General features: G+C 66.7%; 21 protein-coding genes. 9 read left to right on the forward strand and 12 right to left on the reverse strand.

Annotation, left to right across the window (positions count from 1 at the left end; all coding sequences use genetic code 11):
- Positions 1 to 98 precede the first annotated feature (98 nt).
- Positions 99 to 800, reverse strand: coding sequence for a TetR/AcrR family transcriptional regulator (locus tag KTR40_RS00165; RefSeq protein ID WP_228404828.1), 702 nt, complete (start codon positions 798 to 800; stop codon positions 99 to 101).
- Positions 801 to 938: 138 nt separating this feature from the next.
- On the opposite strand from KTR40_RS00165, the gene KTR40_RS00170 reads away from it, so the two are divergent.
- Positions 939 to 2,324 (forward strand): NAD(P)/FAD-dependent oxidoreductase, encoded by a 1,386-nt coding sequence (locus KTR40_RS00170; protein ID WP_228404830.1) that lies wholly within the window; start codon positions 939 to 941, stop codon positions 2,322 to 2,324.
- A 13-nt stretch (positions 2,325 to 2,337) separates the two neighbouring features.
- Here KTR40_RS00170 and KTR40_RS00175 read toward each other — a convergent pair whose 3' ends face one another.
- Positions 2,338 to 4,305 carry a glycogen debranching N-terminal domain-containing protein gene (locus tag KTR40_RS00175; RefSeq protein ID WP_228404832.1) on the reverse strand — a complete coding sequence of 656 codons (1,968 nt, stop codon included), beginning with the start codon at positions 4,303 to 4,305 and terminating at the stop codon, positions 2,338 to 2,340.
- 197 nt (positions 4,306 to 4,502) lie between these two features.
- Here KTR40_RS00175 and KTR40_RS00180 point away from each other — a divergent pair, with 197 nt between their 5' ends.
- The 5 genes from KTR40_RS00180 (at position 4,503) to KTR40_RS00200 (ending at position 9,352) form a co-directional block, all read left to right on the forward strand.
- A complete protein-coding gene (locus KTR40_RS00180; protein WP_139027277.1) occupies positions 4,503 to 5,531 on the forward strand; it encodes a LacI family DNA-binding transcriptional regulator in 1,029 nt (342 codons plus the stop codon).
- Between the two features lie 39 nt (positions 5,532 to 5,570).
- A complete protein-coding gene (locus KTR40_RS00185; protein WP_228404833.1) occupies positions 5,571 to 6,842 on the forward strand; it encodes an extracellular solute-binding protein in 1,272 nt (423 codons plus the stop codon).
- A 2-nt stretch (positions 6,843 to 6,844) separates the two neighbouring features.
- A complete protein-coding gene (locus KTR40_RS00190) occupies positions 6,845 to 7,879 on the forward strand; it encodes a carbohydrate ABC transporter permease (RefSeq protein ID WP_228404835.1) in 1,035 nt (344 codons plus the stop codon).
- Positions 7,876 to 8,769 (forward strand): carbohydrate ABC transporter permease, encoded by an 894-nt coding sequence (locus KTR40_RS00195; RefSeq protein ID WP_228404837.1) that lies wholly within the window; start codon positions 7,876 to 7,878, stop codon positions 8,767 to 8,769. The genes KTR40_RS00190 and KTR40_RS00195 overlap by 4 nt, the downstream gene beginning before the upstream one ends.
- Before the next feature lie 100 nt (positions 8,770 to 8,869).
- Entirely contained in the window at positions 8,870 to 9,352 is a 483-nt protein-coding gene (locus tag KTR40_RS00200; protein WP_228404839.1) for a pyridoxamine 5'-phosphate oxidase family protein, read from the forward strand.
- On the opposite strand, the gene KTR40_RS00205 is transcribed toward KTR40_RS00200, so the two are convergent.
- Positions 9,349 to 9,957 (reverse strand): hypothetical protein, encoded by a 609-nt coding sequence (locus tag KTR40_RS00205; RefSeq protein ID WP_228404841.1) that lies wholly within the window; start codon positions 9,955 to 9,957, stop codon positions 9,349 to 9,351. The genes KTR40_RS00200 and KTR40_RS00205 overlap by 4 nt on opposite strands.
- Positions 9,958 to 10,022: 65 nt before the next feature.
- A complete protein-coding gene (locus KTR40_RS00210) occupies positions 10,023 to 10,625 on the reverse strand; it encodes a hypothetical protein (RefSeq protein WP_139027283.1) in 603 nt (200 codons plus the stop codon).
- A 165-nt stretch (positions 10,626 to 10,790) separates the two neighbouring features.
- On the opposite strand from KTR40_RS00210, the gene KTR40_RS00215 reads away from it, so the two are divergent.
- Positions 10,791 to 11,171 (forward strand): VOC family protein, encoded by a 381-nt coding sequence (locus KTR40_RS00215; RefSeq protein WP_228404842.1) that lies wholly within the window; start codon positions 10,791 to 10,793, stop codon positions 11,169 to 11,171.
- Between the two features lie 93 nt (positions 11,172 to 11,264).
- Here the strand turns inward: KTR40_RS00215 and KTR40_RS00220 are convergent, their stop codons facing one another.
- Positions 11,265 to 11,669, reverse strand: a complete 405-nt coding sequence (locus KTR40_RS00220) for a DUF5997 family protein (protein ID WP_139027285.1) — start codon at positions 11,667 to 11,669, stop codon at positions 11,265 to 11,267.
- Between KTR40_RS00220 and KTR40_RS00225 the strand changes: the two genes are divergently transcribed.
- The gene (locus KTR40_RS00225) at positions 11,632 to 12,456 is read left to right on the forward strand and encodes a LysR substrate-binding domain-containing protein (protein ID WP_228404844.1); all 825 of its coding nucleotides are present in this window, start codon (positions 11,632 to 11,634) and stop codon (positions 12,454 to 12,456) included. The two genes, KTR40_RS00220 and KTR40_RS00225, sit on opposite strands and share 38 nt — an antisense overlap.
- Positions 12,457 to 12,575: 119 nt before the next feature.
- Here KTR40_RS00225 and KTR40_RS00230 read toward each other — a convergent pair whose 3' ends face one another.
- From KTR40_RS00230 to KTR40_RS00240, 3 genes are read right to left on the reverse strand one after another with little or no spacing between them, the layout of a single operon-like run.
- Positions 12,576 to 13,250 carry a DUF3618 domain-containing protein gene (locus KTR40_RS00230; RefSeq protein ID WP_228404846.1) on the reverse strand — a complete coding sequence of 225 codons (675 nt, stop codon included), beginning with the start codon at positions 13,248 to 13,250 and terminating at the stop codon, positions 12,576 to 12,578.
- A complete protein-coding gene (locus tag KTR40_RS00235; protein WP_139031218.1) occupies positions 13,247 to 13,657 on the reverse strand; it encodes a phage holin family protein in 411 nt (136 codons plus the stop codon). Before KTR40_RS00235 ends, KTR40_RS00230 begins: the two co-directional genes overlap by 4 nt.
- A 17-nt stretch (positions 13,658 to 13,674) precedes the next feature.
- Complete coding sequence (locus KTR40_RS00240) at positions 13,675 to 14,547, reverse strand: hypothetical protein (RefSeq protein ID WP_228404848.1); 873 nt, start codon at positions 14,545 to 14,547, stop codon at positions 13,675 to 13,677.
- A gap of 273 nt (positions 14,548 to 14,820) precedes the next feature.
- Here KTR40_RS00240 and KTR40_RS00245 point away from each other — a divergent pair, with 273 nt between their 5' ends.
- Positions 14,821 to 15,351 carry a MarR family winged helix-turn-helix transcriptional regulator gene (locus KTR40_RS00245; protein ID WP_139027290.1) on the forward strand — a complete coding sequence of 177 codons (531 nt, stop codon included), beginning with the start codon at positions 14,821 to 14,823 and terminating at the stop codon, positions 15,349 to 15,351.
- A gap of 85 nt (positions 15,352 to 15,436) precedes the next feature.
- On the opposite strand, the gene KTR40_RS00250 is transcribed toward KTR40_RS00245, so the two are convergent.
- From KTR40_RS00250 to KTR40_RS00265, 4 genes are all read right to left on the reverse strand, one after another.
- The gene (locus tag KTR40_RS00250; protein WP_228404850.1) at positions 15,437 to 15,772 is read right to left on the reverse strand and encodes a hypothetical protein; all 336 of its coding nucleotides are present in this window, start codon (positions 15,770 to 15,772) and stop codon (positions 15,437 to 15,439) included.
- 81 nt (positions 15,773 to 15,853) lie between these two features.
- On the reverse strand, positions 15,854 to 17,110 hold the full coding sequence (locus KTR40_RS00255; protein WP_228404852.1) for an FAD-binding protein: 1,257 nt from the start codon (positions 17,108 to 17,110) through the stop codon (positions 15,854 to 15,856).
- Positions 17,111 to 17,175: 65 nt separating this feature from the next.
- On the reverse strand, positions 17,176 to 18,933 hold the full coding sequence (locus tag KTR40_RS00260) for an amidase (RefSeq protein WP_228404854.1): 1,758 nt from the start codon (positions 18,931 to 18,933) through the stop codon (positions 17,176 to 17,178).
- Positions 18,930 to 20,039 carry an agmatine/peptidylarginine deiminase gene (locus tag KTR40_RS00265; RefSeq protein ID WP_228404856.1) on the reverse strand — a complete coding sequence of 370 codons (1,110 nt, stop codon included), beginning with the start codon at positions 20,037 to 20,039 and terminating at the stop codon, positions 18,930 to 18,932. Before KTR40_RS00265 ends, KTR40_RS00260 begins: the two co-directional genes overlap by 4 nt.
- Positions 20,040 to 20,076 lie beyond the last annotated feature (37 nt).

The raw sequence follows: 20,076 nt of genomic DNA on the forward strand, positions 1-20,076 counted from the left end.
CCGTCCCTGCGATGCGGTGACTCCCGGTACAACGAGCATAGCCTCGCACGCCTTCCTGATGCAGAGGCGGACAGGCGGCCCGCCCCCTCTTGCCGCCCTTACCCCCGCAGGGCACCCAGCCCCGAAATCAGCGCCTCCAGCCCCAGCTCGAACGCCACGTCCGCCGGGCGCGCCGCAGCAGAGGAAGAGCTCCGCACCGCAGCCGTGAAGTGCGGCGTCGAGTCCGCCATGGACCCGGAATCAAAGATGTCGGCAGGCGCCGTCACGTCATACGCGGAGCCGAAAATGAACGACTCCAGCGCCACGATTGAGGACACGACGCGCTCCTCTGGAAAGCCGGCGTCGAGGAACCCCTTGCTCACGGTCTCGTACATCGCCAGAGTCTGCGGGGCGTCCGTCACGGGCAGGACGGCGATGACCGGAATCAGGGGCGTGTGCTCGGCGAAAACATTCCGGTAGCTCCAGGCCCAGCTGCGCACGGCGTCTTCCCACGGCGCCGAGCCAAAGTCTGACACGTCAACCAGGGACGTGAGATGGTCCTCCACCAGGAGCAGTACGTCCCGTTTCGAGGCCACATGGTTGTAAAGGGCCGACGGCGCCACGTCCAGTTCCTTGGCCAGGCCCGCCATGGTGAGCCCGTCGTAGCCCTTCCGGCCAATGAGCTCCAGGGCGGCTGCCGTGATCCCGGCCTTGTCCAGGACGGCGGCCGAGGGCCGCCCCGCCTTCCTCTTCTGCGAACCGGGAATCTCCGCGGACGCAGCCTCCGCGGAACGTCCCTGTACAGCTGGTCCTGCCGGCATCAGTGGCCTTTCTCTGGTGGTCTCCAGCATTATTCCATCCGGCCCTTCCGGTCCCGGCCCCCAGCAGCTATAGTTCTAATAAATGAACGTCATTCATTTACCGACCGCCCGAACCGGGGAGGCCGAAGAAAGGACATCATGCTGAACCTGAACCGCGACGTCGTGGTCGTCGGAGCCGGGCCCTCGGGACTCACCGCAGCCCGTGAACTGAAGAAAGCCGGCCTCACCGTTGCCGTGCTGGAGGCGAGAGACCGCGTGGGCGGCCGCACCTGGACCGGCACCATCGACGGCGCCATGCTCGAGATCGGCGGCCAGTGGGTCTCGCCGGACCAGACCGTACTCCTGGACCTCCTCGACGAACTGGGCCTGCAGACGTATCCGCGCTACCGCGAGGGCCAGTCGATGTACATCGGTAAGGACGGCATTCCCGTCCGCTATACCGGCGGCACCTTCCCCGTGGACCCGGACACCGAAGCGGAGATGAACAAGCTCATCGCCCTGCTGGACGGCCTCGCCGCCGAGATCGGCCCCACCGAACCCTGGGCCCACCCGAAGGCGCGTGAGCTGGACACCATCTCCTTCCACCACTGGCTGCGCAAGCACTCCGCCAATGAGGAAGCCTGCAACAACATCGGCCTCTTCATCGCCGGCGGGATGCTCACCAAGCCCGCCCACGCCTTCTCCGCCCTCCAGGCCGTCCTGATGGCCGCCTCCGCCGGCTCCTTCACCCACCTCACGGACGAGGACTTCATCCTGGACCGCCGGGTTGTGGGCGGGATGCAGCAGGTCTCCCTGCTGCTCGCGCAGGAGATGGGGGACGACGTCGTGCTTGACTCCCCGGTGCGCACCATCAACTGGGAGCCGGACGCCGACGGCGGGCACCGCGTCACCGTCGAATCCGAGCGGGCCACGGTCAACGCCCGGTTCGTCATCATGGCCGTTCCGCCCAACCTCTACTCCCGCGTCTCGTTCAACCCGCCGCTGCCGCGCCGCCAGCACCAGATGCACCAGCACCAGTCGCTTGGTCTCGTCATCAAGGTCCACGCTGTCTACAGCCGCCCGTTCTGGCGGAATTCCGGCCTCTCCGGCACCTGCTTCGGCGCTGGCTCCTTGGTCCAGGAGGTCTACGACAACACCAACTTCGGCGACACCCGGGGCACCCTGGTGGGCTTCGTCTCCGATGAAAAGGCCGACGCCGTCTTCGAGTTGGGTGCCGACGACCGCAAGAAGGCCATTCTGGAATCCATCGCCGGGTTCCTGGGCGCCGAGGCGCTCGAGCCCGAGGTGTACTACGAATCCGACTGGGGCTCGGAGGAATGGACCCGCGGTGCCTACGCGTCCAGCTACGACCTCGGCGGACTCCACCGCTACGGCAAGGACCAGCACGTCCCGGTGGGTCCCATCTTTTGGTCATCCTCCGACCTCGCCGCCGAAGGCTACCAGCACGTGGACGGCGCCATCAGGATGGGCCTCCGCACCGCTGCCAGCATCTGCGAAGCGGCACGGGTGGCCGTTCCCGCCTGAGCCAGGGCGGCCCTCACACCATGGCTGGCTCCAATGGAACGTCTGCCACGGTGCTGTCGAAGGCCTCGGGGTCCAGATACCCCAGCGCCTGGGCAACCGGGACGGCGGAAGCCGCAGCCCAGGCCTGGGGGCGGCAGGAGGCAGGGTACGGAACCGGGGGCCACGTGTCCGCGGCGCCGTGGCCGGCAAATAGCTCGGGAAGGCGCCAGTTGAATCCCTGTGCCGCCCGGAGCAGCCCGCCCGCCAGCTTGCGCGCCTCCTCGAAATATCCCTCGGCCAGCAGGCCGCTGAGGATCATCGCGCTGTCGTGCGTCCACACCGACCCCGCGTGGTACCTGGTGGGCCAGTAGGCGGCGTTGGTGGTGGAGATGGTCCGGATGCCGTACCCGGAGTACATGGACGGGTCCATCAGTCGGCGGACCACGATGTCCGTTTCCTCGGCATCCAGGATTCCGGTCCCCAGCAGGTGCCCCATATTGCTGGCGATACCGTCCACCGGGTTCTTTGCCGCGTCCAGTGCAATCGCCGGATACCGCCCGCTTTCGTCTTCGCACCAGAACTTTGCCCGAAAGCGTTCGCTCATTGCCTCCGCATACGTGCGCCATTCCACCGCCTCGGCAATGTCCTCGCCTTCCCCGAAGGCCTCCAGCAGGTCGGCGCCGGCGAGGGCAGCCGCGTATGCGTACCCCTGCACCTCACACAGTGCGATAGAGCCCTCCGCCAGGCTGCCGTTGTGCCATCGGATGGAGTCGCCGCTGTCCTTCCATCCCTGGTTGGCCAGTCCGTGGCCCGAGGTATCCAGGTATTCCAGGAAGCCGTCGCCGTCCGAGTCGGCGTGGTCCCGGAGCCAGCCAAGCGCGCGCACCAGGTGCGGCATCAGGTCCCGCACCTCGTCCTCCGGCATGCCTGCCTGCCACGCCTCGTGCAGCAACATGATCCACAGCGGGGTGGCATCGATCGTTCCGTAATAGACCGGCGGGAGGGAAACCTTGCCGTCCAGGGTGACGGTATTGGTGACGCGCCGGACCTCATGCAGGATCTTGCCCGGCTGTTCGGCAGTGGCGGTATCCGCCTGGACACCCTGGCGCTGCGCCAGTGCCCGGAGCGTACCGGCTGCGAGGGTTGTGTCGATGGGGAGCAGCATGCGTGCGGCAATCAGGGAATCACGGCCGAACATGGTGAAGAACCAGGGGGCACCGGCGGCCAGGAACGTGTCATCCGGCGATTCCCGGTCAGCCATCCGCAGGCCATTGAGGTCGCTGACGGCGTGGTGCAGCAACCGGGCGATGTCGGCACTGCCGTGGTCCTGTGGTGCCTCCTCCGCCGGCCCGGACAGCTCCGGTACTGCCAGCTCGCGAGTGCGCGGCGCGATCATGGGAGCGGCAGAATCATGGGCTTCCAGGCGCCACGAGACCTCGGTGCTGCCGCCGGCAGGCACGGTGACCAGCCACGTTGCGGTGACTTCGGCCTTGTCCGCGTGGAGAGTGGGGGAGCCGGTGAATGCCAGCTGCAGGTGCGTATGTCCGTCCCGCCACTGCCATCCGTCCGTGCGGACCTGCGGCAGGTCCGTCGAGTACTGCCCCTGTTTGATCTTTTCCAAAGGAGTGTTATCGGAGGTCATGCGGATCTCGACGGCAAACGTAGCCGGGCTGGACAGGGCGGAGACGATCTCGATCGACTCGCTGACGCCGGCCCCGTCCGCCGAACGCGTCCGGCGCAGCGACACCAGCGGGTCCGCGATGCTGGGGTCCGTGCGGATGAAGCTCAGGTAACCCACCGTGTCCGCCCCGTGGGTCTGGGTTGAAACCCACCGGGGCTCCACGCCCTCAACGGTCAGCAGGACGGCGGAGACGACGCGCTCATCGGAGCAGTAGATGCCCTGGGCCTCGGTGCCCCTGATCTGGCCGTCCGCCTCGGACCAGGCCTGCACTGGTGCGGCAAAGACTCCGGACAGATCGTGCATGAAGGGCTGATGGGTCACGGGGAAGCTCCTGGAAGGGTGGGAGGCGGCCTGAAATTTGATCGTTCAAAAAATTTCGCTGGTAGGCACGCGCAAAAGATTGACAGGGGATTTGAACGTTCATATTGTTTATGACATCAGCAGAGATTGCAACATCCCCCGGCACGCTTTCCCACAAGGACCCAGAAGCCGGGGACAGAACTCAAAGGAGATCGGCTATGGCGTCACGGGTGACTATTGTGGACCTCGCCAACCAGCTCGGGGTTTCCCGGCAAACGATCTCCAACGTGTTGAACGCCCCGCACCGGGTCAAGGAAGAGACGCGCATCCGGGTGGCCAGGGCCATCGAGGAAAGCGGCTACCGGCCCAACGCTGCTGCCCGCCAGTTGCGCAACCATGTGTCCAAAAACGTGGGCATGCGGCTGCAGCCGGCAGGCAACGGCATCAGCGGTACGGTGCTGACGGGCTTCCTGTACGGGCTGACCGAGGCTGCCCACAGCCACGGCTACCGCGTGACCCTCTACTGTGCGGACTCGGACGAGGAGGAGATCAGCCGCTACGAGGAACTGGTCACCGAGGCGGACCTGGACGGCTTCATCCTCACAGCCACCCACCACGGTGACCAGCGGGCCGCCTGGCTTGCCCAGCGGGGTATTCCGTTTGTCGCATTCGGGCGGCCCTGGGATTCAGGCCGGGATGTGTCCGACGCCGGGCATTCGTGGGTCGATGTCGACGGCCGCAGCGGGACACGCGAAGCCACGGAACACCTCATTGCCGCCGGGCACCGGAGGATCGGCTACATCGGCTGGCCGAACGGTTCCGGTGTGGGCGGGGACCGGCGCGCCGGGTGGCTCGAGGCGATGACGGCCCATTTCGGCACGGAAGACCCCGCACCGCTCATCTACGCAGGCGAGGACACCGCAGCCAGCGGTTCCTCGGGTGCAGCCACCCTGCTGGGCAAGGGAGCCACCGCCTTCGTCTGCGCCAGCGACAGCCTTGCCCTGGGCGCCAGCGCCTACCTGCGGCAGTCGGACCAGCCCGCCCTGGCCTCGGCGGTGGTCGGCTTCGACAACACCCCCGTGGCCGCCGCCGTCGGACTTTCCAGCGTGTCCCAGCCTGTGGAATCCGCGGCTGCCGAAGTCATGCGGCTGCTGCTTGGCCACCTGAACAGCGCGACGGCAGAACCGCAGCACGTGCTGCTGCGCCCCAGGCTTGAACTCCGGGACCTCCAACCGTTCAACCACTAGCTTTTCCAGCCACAACAACCCCCAACTAAGGATCAGACAATGATGACTGCACTACACCCTGCCCAAAAACAGAAGGCATCCCGCATCCTGGCCGGCGCCGTGACCGCCCTTGCCACCCTCGCGCTGGTTGGCTGCGGCTCAGGTTTCAGCGCCGGCGGGACGGACCGTTCGGAAGCGCCTGACGCTGGCGGCCCGCTGAACGTCCTCATTGCCTCCTCCGGGGAAGCGGAATCCACCGCCGTGAAAACGGCTGTGGCTGACTGGGCCGCCGGCGCCGGAAAGGAAGCCACGGTCAACGTCGCCTCCGACCTGCCGCAGCAGCTCAGCCAGGGCTTCGCCTCCGGCAAACCGGCCGACGTCTTCTACGTCTCAGCGGACCAGCTGGCCAACTACGCGGGCAACGGCTCGCTCGAGCCGTACGGGGATGACCTGGCCAACAAGGGCGATTTCTATCCGGCCCTGACCGAGGCCTTCACCTACGACGGGAAGCTCTACTGCGCACCCAAGGACTTTTCCACGCTGGGGCTGGTCATTAACCAGGACCTGTGGAAGCAGGCCGGGCTGACCGAAGCGGATGTGCCAAAGACGTGGGAGCAGCTCGCAGCCGCAGCCGCCAAATTGACCCAGGGCGGCACCGTGGGCCTGGCCTTCGGCCCCGAGTACCAGCGCGTGGGCGCCTTCTTTGCGCAGGCCGGCGGCGGCCTGGTCAAGGACGGCCAGGCGGTTGCCAACAGCGAAGAGAACGTTGCGGCGCTGGGTTTCGTCAAGAAGATGATGAACGACGGCGTGGCCAAGTTCAGCTCCGACCTTGGCGCAGGCTGGGGCGGCGAGGCCTTCGGCAAGGGCCAGGCCGCCATGGTGATCGAGGGCAACTGGATCCAGGGCGCCTTGGACAAGGACTACCCAGCCGTCAACTATCAGGTGGCTGAACTGCCCGAGGGGCCTGGCGGCAAGGGGACCCTGACCTTCACCAACTGCTGGGGCATCGCAGCGGACAGCAAGAACAAGGACGCTGCCCGCAAACTCGTGGAGCAGCTGACCAGCAAGGAAAACCAGCTGGCGTTCTCCCAGGCCTTCGGCGTGATGCCGTCCATCAAGTCCGCCCGCGCGGAGTGGACCGCGGCTTTCCCGGCGCTGGCACCCTTCATGGCAGGTGCAGACTACGCCCAGACGACCCCCTTGCAGCAGGGTGCGGCTGATGTCCTGGCGGACTTCAACGCCCAGCTCGAGCAGCTGAAGGACAAGGAGCCCAAGGCCATCCTCGACTCCACCCAGGGTTCGCTGGAGCCTGTCCTTGAGGGGGCAAAGTAGCGGTGGCGGCCCGTGCAGCACACGCAGCAGGAATCCACGGCAGGCAGGCGCTGGCCGGCTGGATCTTTGTGGCGCCCGTGGTGCTGATCCTTGGCCTGTTCCTTCTGGTCCCCGTGGTGATGGCCGCCTGGGTCAGCGTCTCCGACTGGACCGGACGGGGGAGCCCCTTCGGCCCGAACGTGGGTTTCGTGGGGGCGGAGAACTACCAGGCCATCATTGCCGGCGGCGGACTCGCGGAAAAGGACTTCGGAACGGCGCTGCGCAACAACGCCTATTACGTCCTGCTGGTGGTGCCACTGCAGACGGCCATGAGCCTGTTCCTGGCCGTGCTGGTCAACCGGCAGGTACTGCGGGGCCGCGGCCTGTTCCGGACGGCCTTCTATTTTCCGTCCGTTACCAGTTCGGTGGCCATCACGGTGCTGTGGCTGTTCCTCTTCAGTGCAACGGGCGTGGTCAACAAGGTGCTCAGTTTCGTGGGCGTCCAGGGGCCAAACTGGTTCCAGGATCCCCGCGGGGTGCTGCACCTGCTGCTCTCCGCCGTCGGCATTGCGGGGCCCGCCGCCACCGGCGGGCAGTTCCTGGGCATCGGCTGGTGGGAGTGGTTGTCCGGGCCGTCCGTTGCGATGTCGGCCTTCATCCTGATGGCGGTCTTCACAACATCCGGAACCTTTATGCTGCTGTTCATCGCGGCGCTGCAGGGACTGGGCTCCGAAGTCCAGGAAGCAGCGCTGGTGGACGGAGCAACCGGCTGGCAACGGTTCTGGTTTGTTACCCTGCCCATGCTCAAGCCCACGCTGTTCACGGTCCTCACCCTGGGCCTGATCGGCTGCTGGCAGGTCTTCGACCAGATCTACGTGGGAACCCAGGGCGGCCCTTCCAAAACAACGCTCACCCCCGCATACCTCAGCTTCAATTCAGCGTTCAACAACCAGCAGTGGGGCCAGGGCGCGGCCATCAGCTTCATCCTCTTTGGCATCATCGTGGTCTTCGCGCTGGTCCAGCGCTGGCTGCTGCGGGATAAGGACAGTGCACGATGAGTATCCAGACCCGGCCCAGGCCGGACATTCGCAGCACGACGCCGGCACCCGCCGTACGTGCCCGCCGCCGCTTCACAGGTGGCTGGGTAGCCTACGGGCTGCTTGTGGCCCTGGCCCTGGCGTACACCTTTCCGTTCCTGGTCCAGCTGGCCACCAGCTTCAAGACCGAGCCGGAGGCGGCGGCGAACCCGCTTGGCCTGCTGCCGACCACCTGGTCCGGGGCCGCCTACACCGCGCTGTTCGCCAATTCCGACTTCCCGTCGTGGACCATGAACTCGCTGATCGTCACCGTCCTGGTCACCGCAGGCCGGGTGTTCTTCGATTCCCTGGCGGGCTATGCCCTTGCCCGGCTGCAGTTCCGGGGCCGTGCCACGGTGTTCGCCATCCTGGTGGGCGTCATGGCGGTGCCGGGGGTAGTCCTGCTGATCCCCAAATTCCTGGTGCTCAACCAGCTGGGCATGTACGACTCCTACTCAGGCATGGTCCTGCCCCTCCTGGCGGACGCCGCGGGGGTGTTCATCATGAAGAACTTCTTTGAATCGGTTCCGGCTTCCATCGAGGAGCAGGCCAGGATCGACGGTGCCGGGGTATTCAGGACCTTCTGGTCCATCGTGCTGCCCATGTCCATGCCCGCGCTGATGACCATCGTGATCCTGAGCTTCCAGGGTTCCTGGAACGAGCTCAACCACTTCATCGTCTCCACCCAAAGCCCGGAGCTGACCACCCTGACCAAGGGCGTGGCACAGCTCGCATCCGGGCAGCTGAGCCAGGGAACCCAGTATCCGCTCAAACTTGCGGCGGCCCTGCTGATGACCGTGCCGGTGGCGATCGTGTTCTTCATCTTCCAGAAGCGGATCATGAACAGCACCGCCGGGGCGGTAAAGGAATAGGCGGCCCCTTCCCCGGTGCCGGACCGGCTGGAATATAAGCATGCTTACCAATAGGCTGGCGATGGGGAGCGTCCCCGCAAGCAGACGAACGAGGTGAGACATGACTGACACCGGGAGCATCAGCAAGGTTACGGACATCATCAACCATTCCCACATCGGAATGTTGACCACCATCAACGAAGAAGGCGCGCTGGTCAGCCGGCCGCTGGCCGTCCAGGAAGTTAAGGACGACGGCGACATGTGGTTCTTCACGGGCCTCAGCACCTCACAGGTTGCGCACGTCCGGGCTGACCCGCGCGTGAACGTTTCCTTCGGCAAGAACACCGAGTGGGTTTCCGTCGCGGGCACCGCCGAGGTGGTGACGGACCGGGACAGGATCCGTGAAATGTGGAACCAGGCAGTGGAGGCCTGGTTCCCGGACGGCCCGGACACCCCCGAGGTGTGCCTGCTCCGCATCGACTCCGACTCCGCCGAGTACTGGACCAGCCCCGGCGGAACGGCCGCCACGGTGTTCCAGTGGGTGAAGTCCAAGGTCACCAACAGCCGGATGAGCGTCGGCGAGAGCGGCACCGTGGAGCTTTAGTCCAGCTCCACACCCTGCAGCGCGGCGAGGACCTCCGGCAGCAGGAGGTCATTCCGTCCCCACACGGGATCGAAGATCTCCACGTACCAGGAGTCGGAGAGCAGCAGGGCCAGGGCTTCGTTGGTTTCGTCCGCCCAGTCCTGTACCTGCTCTTCCGCCACGGGATTTTCGCTTGACCCGAGCACGGTGGTGACCTCTGTCCCTGCCAGGGTCACCGGTATCGCCGCGTTGCTGGCTTCCCCGGGCGCATGCGCAACCGTCACCAGCTCCGTGCGGGTGGAGAGCGCGAGCAGGGCTGTGGCAGCCGCGGGGGAGCAGAACCCGGTCACATACTCGCGCTGCGCCGCCGGTCCGGTCCTGATGCCGGGCTGGGACTCCTTGGTGAAAAGCCCGTTGCGGTTGAGCTCGGCAAGGGCCGCGGCAAGGGGCCGGGTTTCGTCGTCGAAGCCGGGGGCGAAGGTGCCCGGCTGGTACTGGCTGGCCCCCTCCAGCCACCGGGCGGTCAATTCGCCCGCGGCCGCGAGCGTGGTGGCCTGCCGCCAGACCCCACGGTCTTCCAGCAGCCGGCCGAACTGGTCACGGGTTGGCAATTCCTGAGGATCCATCCTCGGATGCTATCGCCGCTGCGCACGCCGTTCCACGGCAGCGACACAACGGGTAACGTCCTGCCCTATGCCTGCTCCGCCGGAATGCCTGCCGCCCGCTCCGCGGCCGCGAGGGTGGCACCGAGGCTGGTGACGGCGTCGGGGTACCCCTGGTGGGGGACTACGCGCAGCGCCTCAGCCTGGCGCATGGCCTTGATGAGGGCCGAGGTTTCCGGTGTCCGGACGTCGGTCAGCGCCGGGTAATCGATCGTGCAGGCCGGATCCAGCTCGTACCGGCGCCAACGCGCGATCAGTTCATCGTGGCGCGCCTGTGCATCCTGATGCGCCGCCGCCTGCTGCACGGACGCGCGCCGGCCGCTGCGCCACGCCAGGTACCGCGGGCTGCCCCTGTATGCAGCCACACCGGCAGCCACCCCCGCGCCGCCAAGGAAGAGTCCTGCCCATGGCGAGATGAACGCCGGGATCAACAAGGCGGGAACAGCCACGGACGAGCCAAGGAACAGATCCCAGAAAAGCTGGTCCTGCCGCTCTGCTGTCTCGTTACCCGCGGCGAGAGCACGGCGCCGGATGACAAAGACTGTGGCCGCCACGCTGGCCACCAGCACCAGGCCGCACAAAACCACCGCCCCTGCCCCCTGCAGCAGCCCCTGCACTGCGGCTTCCACCATGTCTGGCACCTTGCACCTCCGGCATTGAAGGCCCGGGCAAACAGCCCGGGTGGTCCTTCCATTCCAACGTTTTCCGGCCCCCGGGTCAATGGCCCGGGGCGCGGGGTTCCGTGCGACCGCCGGAAGTCCCTTCTGCCCGGGGGCAGGGCACCGTACCGTGGGACCATGAGACTCAAAATGTGCAGCATCCACGTCAAGGACCCGGCCGCCGCCCACGCTTTCTACACAGAAACCCTGGGTTTCGAGACACTGATGGCCATGCCGGAGTACAACCTGTACATCATCAAGGACCCCGGCGCGGACAACGGGTCCGTAGGGCTGCTGCTGGAGCCCAGCGACAACCCGATCGGGGCCACGTACATGAATGCCGTGCACGACGCCGGGCTCCCGGCCATCGTGTTCGGCGTCCCGGATGTGCAGGCTGAGTACGAGCGACTGGTGGCCGCCGGGGTCACCTTCAAGAGCGGGCCCACGGAGGACCCTTCCGGGATCAGCGCCGTGTTCGACGACGGCTGCGGCAACTTCGTCCAGCTGCACCAGGACTGAGCTTCCCGGGAAACAACCGGGGACTAACAGAGGCTTGTCCGCGGATCCGGACCATCATGGTTTGGATCCGCGGACAAGCCTGGGTTCAGGCGGCTATTCGGCCTTGGCGCGGGCCTTCTTGGCTTCCTTCTTGGCCGATTCTTCCTTCACGCGCTGGGCCTCGGCGCGGACGGCGGCATGCGTGGCGCGCTCGCTGACCAGCCACTGCGGGGGAGCCTGCAGCAGCGCGGTGATTTCCGCCGTCGTCAGCGCTTCCTCAACGCCGCCGCGGGCCAGCCCGCTGATGGAAACGTTCAGCTTTTGCGCCACCACCGGGCGGGGGTGGGGGCCGTTGCGGCGCAGCTCGGCGAGCCACTCCGGCGGGTTGGCCTGGAGCTCGGCGAACTCGGCCCGCGTGATGGTTGAATCCTGGAACTCCTGCGGCGTTGCGGGCAGATAGATGCCAAGTTTCTTGGCAACGGTGGCCGGCTTCATGGACTGGGAGTTAGCAGAGGTCATGCTTCAAGGGTATCCGGGCGGACGGTACTGTGAAGACGTGCCCTCCGACAACATCCCCCCAAGCCCTGCCCCCGCCGAATCTCCGGAGCAGGAGGCACCCCGCGTGCTCCGGTTCGCCTACGTGGCAGGCGTGACGCCCGGGAAGTGGATCCGCCGCTGGGAAGAGCGCGTGCTGGATATCCCGCTGGAATCGTTTATGTCCGACGACGGCGCGCAGGTTTCCGTGCTCCGTGACGGTTCGGCGGACCTGAGCTTCGTCCGGCTTCCGGTGGAGCGCGAGGGCCTCAATGTCATTCCGCTCTATGAGGAGCAGCCGGTGGTGGTGGCGCCCAAGGGCCACGAGATTTCGGTCTTTGAGGAAGTGGCACTGGCGGACCTCGGTGAAGAAACTTTCCTGGACGTCGCCGCCATGGGCGGCCCGGAAGCCGCACTGCAGGTGGTGGCCTCGGGGGCGGGCCTGGTGATCCTGCCGATGTCCGTTGCCCGGCACTTCAACGTCAAGGACACTGTGGCCCGGCGGCTGACAGGTGCGCCGGGAACGGAAATCGCGTTGGTGTGGCCCGCGGATTCCACGGACGAAGTGATCGAGGAATTCGTCGGGATCGTGCGCGGCCGGACCGCCCAAAGCTCCCGCCAGCCCTCGGCCCAGCCGGTCAAGGCGAAGAAGGAACCCAAGCCGGACCGGCGCGGCACCGGAGCCAAGAAGGCGCCCAAGGTAGCCCAGCGGTACGCGCCCAACCCGGACAAGGGCCGCGGCAAAGGCTCCCGGAAGAAGGGCAAGCGCTAGCCTGGTTGGCCCTATGGGCAGGGGGCCTGACCGGCGCCTGCCGTGCGGGCAGTACTGACAGCGTTAACAGCAACAGGCCGGCTCCGAGAGGAGCCGGCCTGTTTTCCTATCCAGACAATTTAGGTGTTCTGGCCTGTGGTTTTGACGTGGTCTGCAGCGTCTGCGGCGCGGTCTTTGACGTCGGTGGCGGCGTGCTGGCCTTCGGTTTTGACGTTTTGGGCGGCGTCGGTGGCGGTGGCTTTGACGTTTTCCATGGCTTCCTGGGCTGGTTCCTTGAGGTCTTGGACCATGTCCTTGGCGGCGTCGGTGACCTGGGTGGCGAGGGGTTCGGCGGCGGTTTTGAGCTGCTGGGCCGCTTCGCGTTCCTTTTGGCTGGCCGGGATCAGGGAGGAGATGAGCATTCCGGCGCCGAAGGCGATCAGGCCGGCGGCGAGGGGGTTGCCCTGGGTTTTGGCTTTGACCTGGTCCGGGGTGTTGGAGATCGCGGTGCCGGCGTCGCTGAGTTTGGCCGCGGCGGTGTCTTTGGCCCCGTGCAGGGTGTCTCCGGTGGAGTGCAGGGCGTCGGTGGTGTGCCCGGCGCCGGTGTGCATCGTGTCCGCGGCGCGGGTGGTGGTGTGGTCTGCTGCTCCCATGATTTTCTCCTTCACGCCGGTGACCGCGTCTTTTACTTTGTCGGTTTGGCGGTGGACGATGTTGGACGGGGTGACTTTGTCCGCCACGGCGTCAACGTTGGTGCCCAGGCGTGCGCGGGTGGCTTCTATGTCTGATCGGATTGCGTCCGGGTTATCGCTCATCGGTTTACCTCACCTGGTTTTAGGGTTGGGGGAATTTCAGAGAGTGTCTCGCCTGTCTGGGGCAGGCCCTTGATCTGTTTGAGTTCCTTGCGCCCCATCGAGGCCAGGACTGCGGCGATGATGCCCCAGATCACGGCGACGATCACGGCGGCCCAGCCCAGGGGCATCAGGGCGCCGAGGGCGAACATCAGGGCCAGGGACAGGAAGACGAGCACGAAGTGCCCGGCCACCCCTGCCCCGCCGAGCATGCCCGAGCCCTTCCCGGCCTTGGTGGCGGATTGTTTCAGTTCGGCCTTGGCGAGCTCCACTTCCTGGCGCATCAGCGTGGACAGGTCGCGGGTCACGTCCCCGAGCAGCTCACCCAGCGAGGCGTTATCAGCCTTCTGGTGCGCCGCACTCGGCGGCATCTCCGGAATAGAACTACTCACAGCTGGCGTCCTTCCGTTGACCGGTACGTGCCGTCGGCAGTGCGGTAGCTGCCGTCCTCATCGCGGAAGGGGTCATCCTCGTACCGGAGGGGTGTGTCCTCTGCAGTTCCCGCGGGCAGGGTTGAGGTTGAAACGGGTGCGCGCGTCCCCACCACCGGCTCGTCGAAGAGATCATCAGTGCCGGCCGCGTACACGGTCTCCTGGTGGATGGGGGCAACCGGCTGGGGCTGCACGGAGCGCTGCGACGCCGCGCCGTAGGTTCCGCCCTGGGAGACCGCGCCCTGGGAATCGGTGGTGCCGGCGGTGAGGCCGCGGGTGAGGCGTCCTGCCAGGACACCGGCGCCGGCGGCGATCAGCAGGAACGTGCCGGGGCGGTTGCGGGCGAACTTCTGGACTTCGCCGAGCAGGTCGCCGGGCTCCCTGTTCTCAAGCCAGGAGGCTACGGTTTCGGTGCTGCTGGCTGCCTGCCGGATCAGGTCGCTTGCCACGCCCTGCTGGTCCGGTGCGTCGGCCATGCTGTGCAGCTGGCTGGAGATGGTGCGGATGCCCTCCGCGGCCTTCTGCTGCTGGGTCCCGGCCTGGCTGGTCAGGCCCGACTTGGCCTGGTGCAACAGATCCTGTGCACTGGACTTCGCCTCGGAGGCCACGTGGGCGGCTTCCTCCTTGGCCGTCTGGGCAACGCCTTGGGCTGCGGAGGCGGCCTCGCCGGCGACGTGCGAAGCTTCTTCCTTCGCCGCCTGGCTCCTGGAGCCTCCGGCGGAACCCGCAGCCGGCGACGTGCCGAAGCCTTCGTCAACCCCTGGTTCCGGTGTGCCGAAAGGATCGGTGGTAGCAGGGCTGGATGTCTGGGGCCATTGGTTCTCTGTCATCGGGCTCTCTTTCGTGAAGGGTTAGCTGGCGATCAAGAACCAGCAGTGCTGGCTAGTAGTAAGCATGGTTACTAATTAGATACTAAGCACACTTCCCTTTTGGAATGCAAGGGGCTGCCGAATAAATGGCCATGGGGCGGGGGCTTTGGCAGCCGGCGATAGTAAGCCTACTTGCGAATCTGATGCTAAGCATGCTTATTGTAGAGAATGTAGCGACGCAAAAAGAGGTGATCACACCCTGCACTTCGCCACCCACAGGAAGGCCACGGCCCGATGACCAGCAATCTTGATCCAGATGCCCGGACCAGCTACCGGTTGATTACGGTGGCAGCCCGGCTGGTGCAAAGGCGGCAGGACGATGCCCTGGCGCACTTGGGCCTCACGAGGGCTGCCGTCATAGCACTGGAAGGACTTGCCGCGGGGCCCCTTAACCAGGAACAGCTCGCGGAGGCCATCCGCGTCCAGAGCCAGACCCTGGGACGCGTACTGATCCGGCTCGAAGGTGCCGGACATATCACCAGGACCCGCCAGTCCACGGACAGGCGCCAGTTCAAGGTTGAATTAACGGAATCCGGCGCTGCTGCCCTTGAGGCTGCCCGCCGTGCCGAAATCAACGCCTACCCGGATGATCCAAGCATCGACTGGAAGGTCCTCAGCGGGGAACTGGCAAAGTTTGTGCGTGCCCTGCCTGCGGACCGGGACCATGACGTCGTCCCGTTTGCCGCGCCGGAACACCGCACTGTGCGGCGCCCCCAGGGCGGACGCGGCACCAGCCTCCGCGGCGTGGACCAGCCCCGCCTTTAACGCGGCTGATTATCTTACGGGGCATTACCTTTGCGGCGCGGAAGTAACCGTGCCTGTGAGGTGGTGCTCGACGCCGGCGGGGCGGCTAAGCGGCGCAGGCGTCCTTGAGTGCCTGGACGGACTCGCCCGGCACTTCGTCTCCCGCCGCGGCGATCTGGCCCAACGGCGTCGTAATTTCTGCGGGGACTCCCGCCGTGCGGGCGGCGGAGACCAGGCCCGCCAGCGCCTGCTTGTCCTCCACGCTGACCAGGCCGTCCTGCACCACTGCGCAGACCTGCCTTCTCACTTCCGCGGCGCCTGCGGACGCCACCTTCGAGGCGGCGTCACTGGCAGCATTGCCGGCAGCCTCCTCAACGGCACCACAGCCGGCGAGGAGCAGGAGCAGGGGAGCGGCGGACAGGGCGGCAAGGCGGCGTTTCATCAACCCAGCCTATCGGCTCCGCGCAAACCCGCGCCGGAACGGCACCTTCTCGCAGGATCCTGAGCGAAGCCGGGTAGCGGATCAGCGTCCGCTTGGCGCTGGCACGCCCAGGACGCTGTCCAGCAGGCCGTTCCGGAACTTCCCGCCGGGATCGTGGGCCGATGCCAGCGAGCGGAAGTCGGCGAAGCGCGGGTAGAGCAATTCCCAGTCGTAGCCCGTGGGGGAGAAGAGCTTGCCCCAGTGCGGCCGGGCTCCAAAGGGCCGCAGCACTTCCTCGAGTTCCGGCAGGACCGCCTCCACCTCTGGCTGCAGCGGCTTCCACGTGAAGTGCAGGGCCACGCTCTGCTGCCGGTAGAAGGGGCTGAGCCAGAATTCATCGGCGGCGCCGGTGCGGATCTCGGACACAAACAGCAGCGGCGCGAGCTTGTCCGCGAGGCCGCGGACTGCCTCAATGGCCGCCGGGGCGTGCTCCAGGGGCAGGATGAATTCGCTTTGCAGCTCCTCGCCCTTGCTGGGGGTGAACTCGTGGCGGAAATGCGGCAGGCGGTCCAGCCACTGGCCTGGCTCGTCCAGTTGGAGCGTGCAGTTCTCGGCGGACATGTCAGGCAGCGGGTGCCTGGGGCTGCTGGCGGCCCTGGCTCCGAAAAGCCCGCCCAGCGGCGGTTCCGAATCCAGTGCCTTCAGCCACACCTGGCTGACGGAACCGCCGGCGTAGTCCGTGAAAAGGCTGACGCTGTAGGCGCTGGACACGATCTCCGTGAAATTGGCCAGCGCGCGGTCCCACGGCAGATCCTCCAGGACACGCTGGCGCATGCGGAAGCTCGGCCGGACGGAGAGTTCCAGGCCGGTGATGATGCCCAGGGCACCGAGGCCCACCACGCTGGCCAGGAATTCATCACCGTCAGCGCGGGAGAGGGACACCTGTTCACCGGAGGGCCGCACCAGGTCGATCGATTCCACGGCGCCGGCCAGCGACTGGTTGCCCACGCCGGATCCGTGCGTTCCGGTCTGGACAGCGCCTGCCACGGAAATGTGGGGAAGGGACGCCAGGTTGTGGATGGCGACGCCGGACTGTTCCAGGGAGCGGCACAGCGTTCCGTAGCTGACCCCGCCGCTGACCCGGACGGTTTGGCGTTCCGGGTCCAGTTCGATCCTCTGGGGCAGGGCGTCCAGGAGCACGTGAACGCCGTCGGTGTCCCCCACGCGGTTGAATGAGTGGCGTGACCCCAGGGCTTTGACCCGGCGGGCCCCCGCCACGATGCCCGCGAGTTCTTCCACTGACGACGGCTGACGGACCTCCGTTGAGGCGTACTCGAGGTTCCCTGCCCAGTTCTTCATTGAGTCGGCTTTCCGGTCGGAGGTGCAAAAGGCTCCCTCCACTGTCAGCGCTAACAATCAGGCTGTCAAGGAGCGTCCGTTCCCTGCGCGCCCGGCTGGGGAACCCCCACGGAGCTGGTCCGGGGCGGCGGCACACGGCGGCTGCCGGTGGCTTCGAAAGCAGCCGCAAGATGCAGCAGTCCGGTGTCGCCGTAGGCCCTCCCGGCAAAGGTCAGCCCCACCGGCATGGCGATGTCCGCGGCCAGCCCCATGGGGACCGTCACCGTGGGGATGCCCAGGTGCCGCGGGACCAGGTTGCCGTTGGACACCCAGACGCCGTTGCGCCAGGCAAGCCCCGCCGAGTGCTCGTTGCGGTCCGCGTCGGCGGGGCCAACATCCGCGGCGGCCGGAAACACCACCGCATCAAGGGCCAGGCCGTCCATCCACTCCTCCAGGTCAATCCGGCGTGTTTCCTCAAGCCCGCGGAGCCCCTCCGCCAGCTGGGGTATCCCGGACAGGACAGGCACCCCGTTGTCCCGAATCCACGCCGGATAATCGCTGATGTCGTCCTCAAACCCGTGGTACCGGTCCGGCAGCGAGCCGTCCGGGGCGGGGAAGATGCTGGCGCCGTCCACGTCAGACAGCCGGGAAAGGTTCGGGTCCCCATTGGCATCCAGGAAGTCATGCCAGGCCCAGGCCGGGAGGTCCACGATTTCCCTCCGGAGGTATTCGGGGGGCACCAGGCCCCTCGTGGCGATGGTGGGCGCGCCTGGCCGGTCCCCTTCGTAGTTGGTTACTGCCGGGAAGTCCACGTCCACCACGTCCGCCCCTGCCGCCTCCAGGCCGCGCCGGGCGGCATCCCACAGATCCATGATGGAAGCCCTGGTCCGGATGCGCTGCCCGGTGGGCCCGCCGATGCCGGGGGCGGGAGCCGTGCCGGCCTCCGGATCGGCGTTGACGTACATCCGCGGAACGCCCAGGCGCTTGCCTGCCAGGACGTTCGCCGCAGCTGCGGGGTCCGGTATGGCCAGTTCCAGATAGGAGGCGGGGCGCACCTCGGACGCTTTCGGCAGGTCAACCCATGGCTGCATCCGCCAGAAGTCGCCGCGGGTTTCGGCGTCGTCAGCCACCACCACGTCCAGTACTTCCAGGAGGTCATCCATGGTGCGGGCGTGCGGAACCACCACGTCCATGGTGGGAACCAGCGGCCAGTTGCCGCGAACCGAGATCACGCCGCGGGAGGGAGTGTAGGCGCAGAGCGCATTGTTCGACGCCGGCGCCCGGCCCGAGGACCAGGTTTCCTCTGCGAGGCCGAAGGCGGCGAAGCTGGCAGCGGTGGCGGTTCCGGAACCGTTTGAGGAGCCGGAGGCAAACGCCGCGGTCAGGTAGTCCGCGTTATAAGGACTTTCCGCCCGGCCGTAGACACCGCGCTGCATCCCGCCGTTGGCCATGGGCGGCATGTTGGTAAGTCCGATCAGGACCGCCCCGCCGGACCGCAGCCGCTCGATGGTGAAGGCATCGCGCCGGGCCACCAGGTCCTTGAAGGCCGGGGACCCGGCCGCCACCGTCAGTCCGGCCACCTGGTAGCTGTCCTTGGCGGTGTAGGGGATGCCGTCCAGGGGGCCCAAGGTGGAGTTCCCCGCGCGCCGTTGGTCGGACGCCCTTGCCTCCGCAAGGGCCTGGGGGTTCATGACCACCATTGAGTTCAGCCGGATGCCGGACCTGTCGTACGCCTCGATCCGCTGCAGGTACTCGCGGACCAGTTCCTCACTGGAGACCTGCCCGGCTTCCAGTGCTTCGCGGAGCTGGCTGATTCCCGCTTCCACCACATTGAACGGGCTCATGCTGCTGCGTCCTGCCGCCGGGCTGGCACCGGCTGCTGCTGGGTGATGCAGTGGATGCCGCCGCCAAACGCGAAGATGTCCCGCGCGTCCACCAGTTCTACGGTGCGTCCCGGATAGGCCCGTTCGAGGATTCCTGCCGCAACGGCGTCGTTCGGGTCGTCAAAGCCGCAGAGCACTACTGCATCATTGGCCACGTAATGGTTGATGTAGGACCAGTCCACGAACCCCTCCCCGTCCTCAAGGGCGGTGGGTGCGGGAACGTCGATGATGCGCAGCGGCCGGCCCTGGGCGTCCGTCTGCCCCGCAAGGACGGCATGGAGCTCCCGGTAGACCTCGTAGTCGGGGTGGGCGGGATTGTCCTGGCGGTGCAGCAGGACAGTGCCGGGTCCGGCGAAGGCAGCCACGATGTCCACATGCCCGCGGGTGCCGAATTCACCGTAGTCGCGGGTGAGCCCGCGGGGCAGCCAGATGGCCTTGGCGGATCCCAGGGCGGCGTGGATTTCAGCTTCAACGGAATCCTTGGTGGCGCCTGGATTCCGTCGCGGGTCCAGCTGCACCGTTTCCGTGAGGAGGACCGTCCCCTCCCCGTCCACGTGGAAGCCTCCGCCCTCATTAACCAGCGAACTCGGAAGGACCGGTACCCCGGCCTGCGCCGCGACAGACCGGCCCACGTGCCGGTCCTTGCTCCATTGCGCCCAGTGCTGTGCGCCCCAGCCGTTGAACGTCCAGTCGACGGCGGCCACGGTACCGTCCGGACGGCGGGTGAAGGTAGGCCCGCTGTCCCGGAGCCAGGCGTCGTCGAGCGGAATTTCGACTACGGTGATGCCCTCCCCGAGCCACTCCCTGGCAGCTGATGCGTCACGGGGATCGGCCAGCACGGTCACCGGCTCATAGCGGCTGATGGTGCGCGCAACGCTGGACCAGGCCGCACGGGCCCGGTCCAGGGCAGGGCTGCCGGTCGGGCCGAAGGTGTCGTTGGGCGGCGGAAAGGCCATCCAGGTGCGCTGGTGGGTTTCCCACTCAGCCGGCATGCGGGCGGGGGCTGCCTCCAGCGTGAATGCAGGTGCGGCAGCCGGGACGGCGGCGGAAGAATAAATGAATGGCATTCATTTATTATGAAGACGGTGCTGCTCCGGCGCAAGG

Source organism: Pseudarthrobacter sp. L1SW (assembly GCF_020809045.1).
GTDB lineage: Bacteria > Actinomycetota > Actinomycetes > Actinomycetales > Micrococcaceae > Arthrobacter.

Coding starts and splice junctions, on each gene's coding strand:
- KTR40_RS00240 (WP_228404848.1), bottom strand. CDS start 14,547: ATGACAGAGAACCAATGGCCCCAGACATCCAGCCCTGCTACCACCGAT.
- KTR40_RS00255 (WP_228404852.1), bottom strand. CDS start 17,110: ATGAAGAACTGGGCAGGGAACCTCGAGTACGCCTCAACGGAGGTCCGT.
- KTR40_RS00260 (WP_228404854.1), bottom strand. CDS start 18,933: ATGAGCCCGTTCAATGTGGTGGAAGCGGGAATCAGCCAGCTCCGCGAA.
- KTR40_RS00205 (WP_228404841.1), bottom strand. CDS start 9,957: ATGGATCCTCAGGAATTGCCAACCCGTGACCAGTTCGGCCGGCTGCTG.
- KTR40_RS00235 (WP_139031218.1), bottom strand. CDS start 13,657: ATGCCGCCGAGTGCGGCGCACCAGAAGGCTGATAACGCCTCGCTGGGT.
- KTR40_RS00165 (WP_228404828.1), bottom strand. CDS start 800: ATGCCGGCAGGACCAGCTGTACAGGGACGTTCCGCGGAGGCTGCGTCC.
- KTR40_RS00215 (WP_228404842.1), top strand. CDS start 10,791: ATGAGACTCAAAATGTGCAGCATCCACGTCAAGGACCCGGCCGCCGCC.
- KTR40_RS00230 (WP_228404846.1), bottom strand. CDS start 13,250: ATGAGCGATAACCCGGACGCAATCCGATCAGACATAGAAGCCACCCGC.
- KTR40_RS00185 (WP_228404833.1), top strand. CDS start 5,571: ATGATGACTGCACTACACCCTGCCCAAAAACAGAAGGCATCCCGCATC.
- KTR40_RS00245 (WP_139027290.1), top strand. CDS start 14,821: ATGACCAGCAATCTTGATCCAGATGCCCGGACCAGCTACCGGTTGATT.
- KTR40_RS00180 (WP_139027277.1), top strand. CDS start 4,503: ATGGCGTCACGGGTGACTATTGTGGACCTCGCCAACCAGCTCGGGGTT.
- KTR40_RS00210 (WP_139027283.1), bottom strand. CDS start 10,625: ATGGTGGAAGCCGCAGTGCAGGGGCTGCTGCAGGGGGCAGGGGCGGTG.
- KTR40_RS00250 (WP_228404850.1), bottom strand. CDS start 15,772: ATGAAACGCCGCCTTGCCGCCCTGTCCGCCGCTCCCCTGCTCCTGCTC.
- KTR40_RS00265 (WP_228404856.1), bottom strand. CDS start 20,039: ATGCCATTCATTTATTCTTCCGCCGCCGTCCCGGCTGCCGCACCTGCA.
- KTR40_RS00220 (WP_139027285.1), bottom strand. CDS start 11,669: ATGACCTCTGCTAACTCCCAGTCCATGAAGCCGGCCACCGTTGCCAAG.
- KTR40_RS00200 (WP_228404839.1), top strand. CDS start 8,870: ATGACTGACACCGGGAGCATCAGCAAGGTTACGGACATCATCAACCAT.
- KTR40_RS00170 (WP_228404830.1), top strand. CDS start 939: ATGCTGAACCTGAACCGCGACGTCGTGGTCGTCGGAGCCGGGCCCTCG.
- KTR40_RS00195 (WP_228404837.1), top strand. CDS start 7,876: ATGAGTATCCAGACCCGGCCCAGGCCGGACATTCGCAGCACGACGCCG.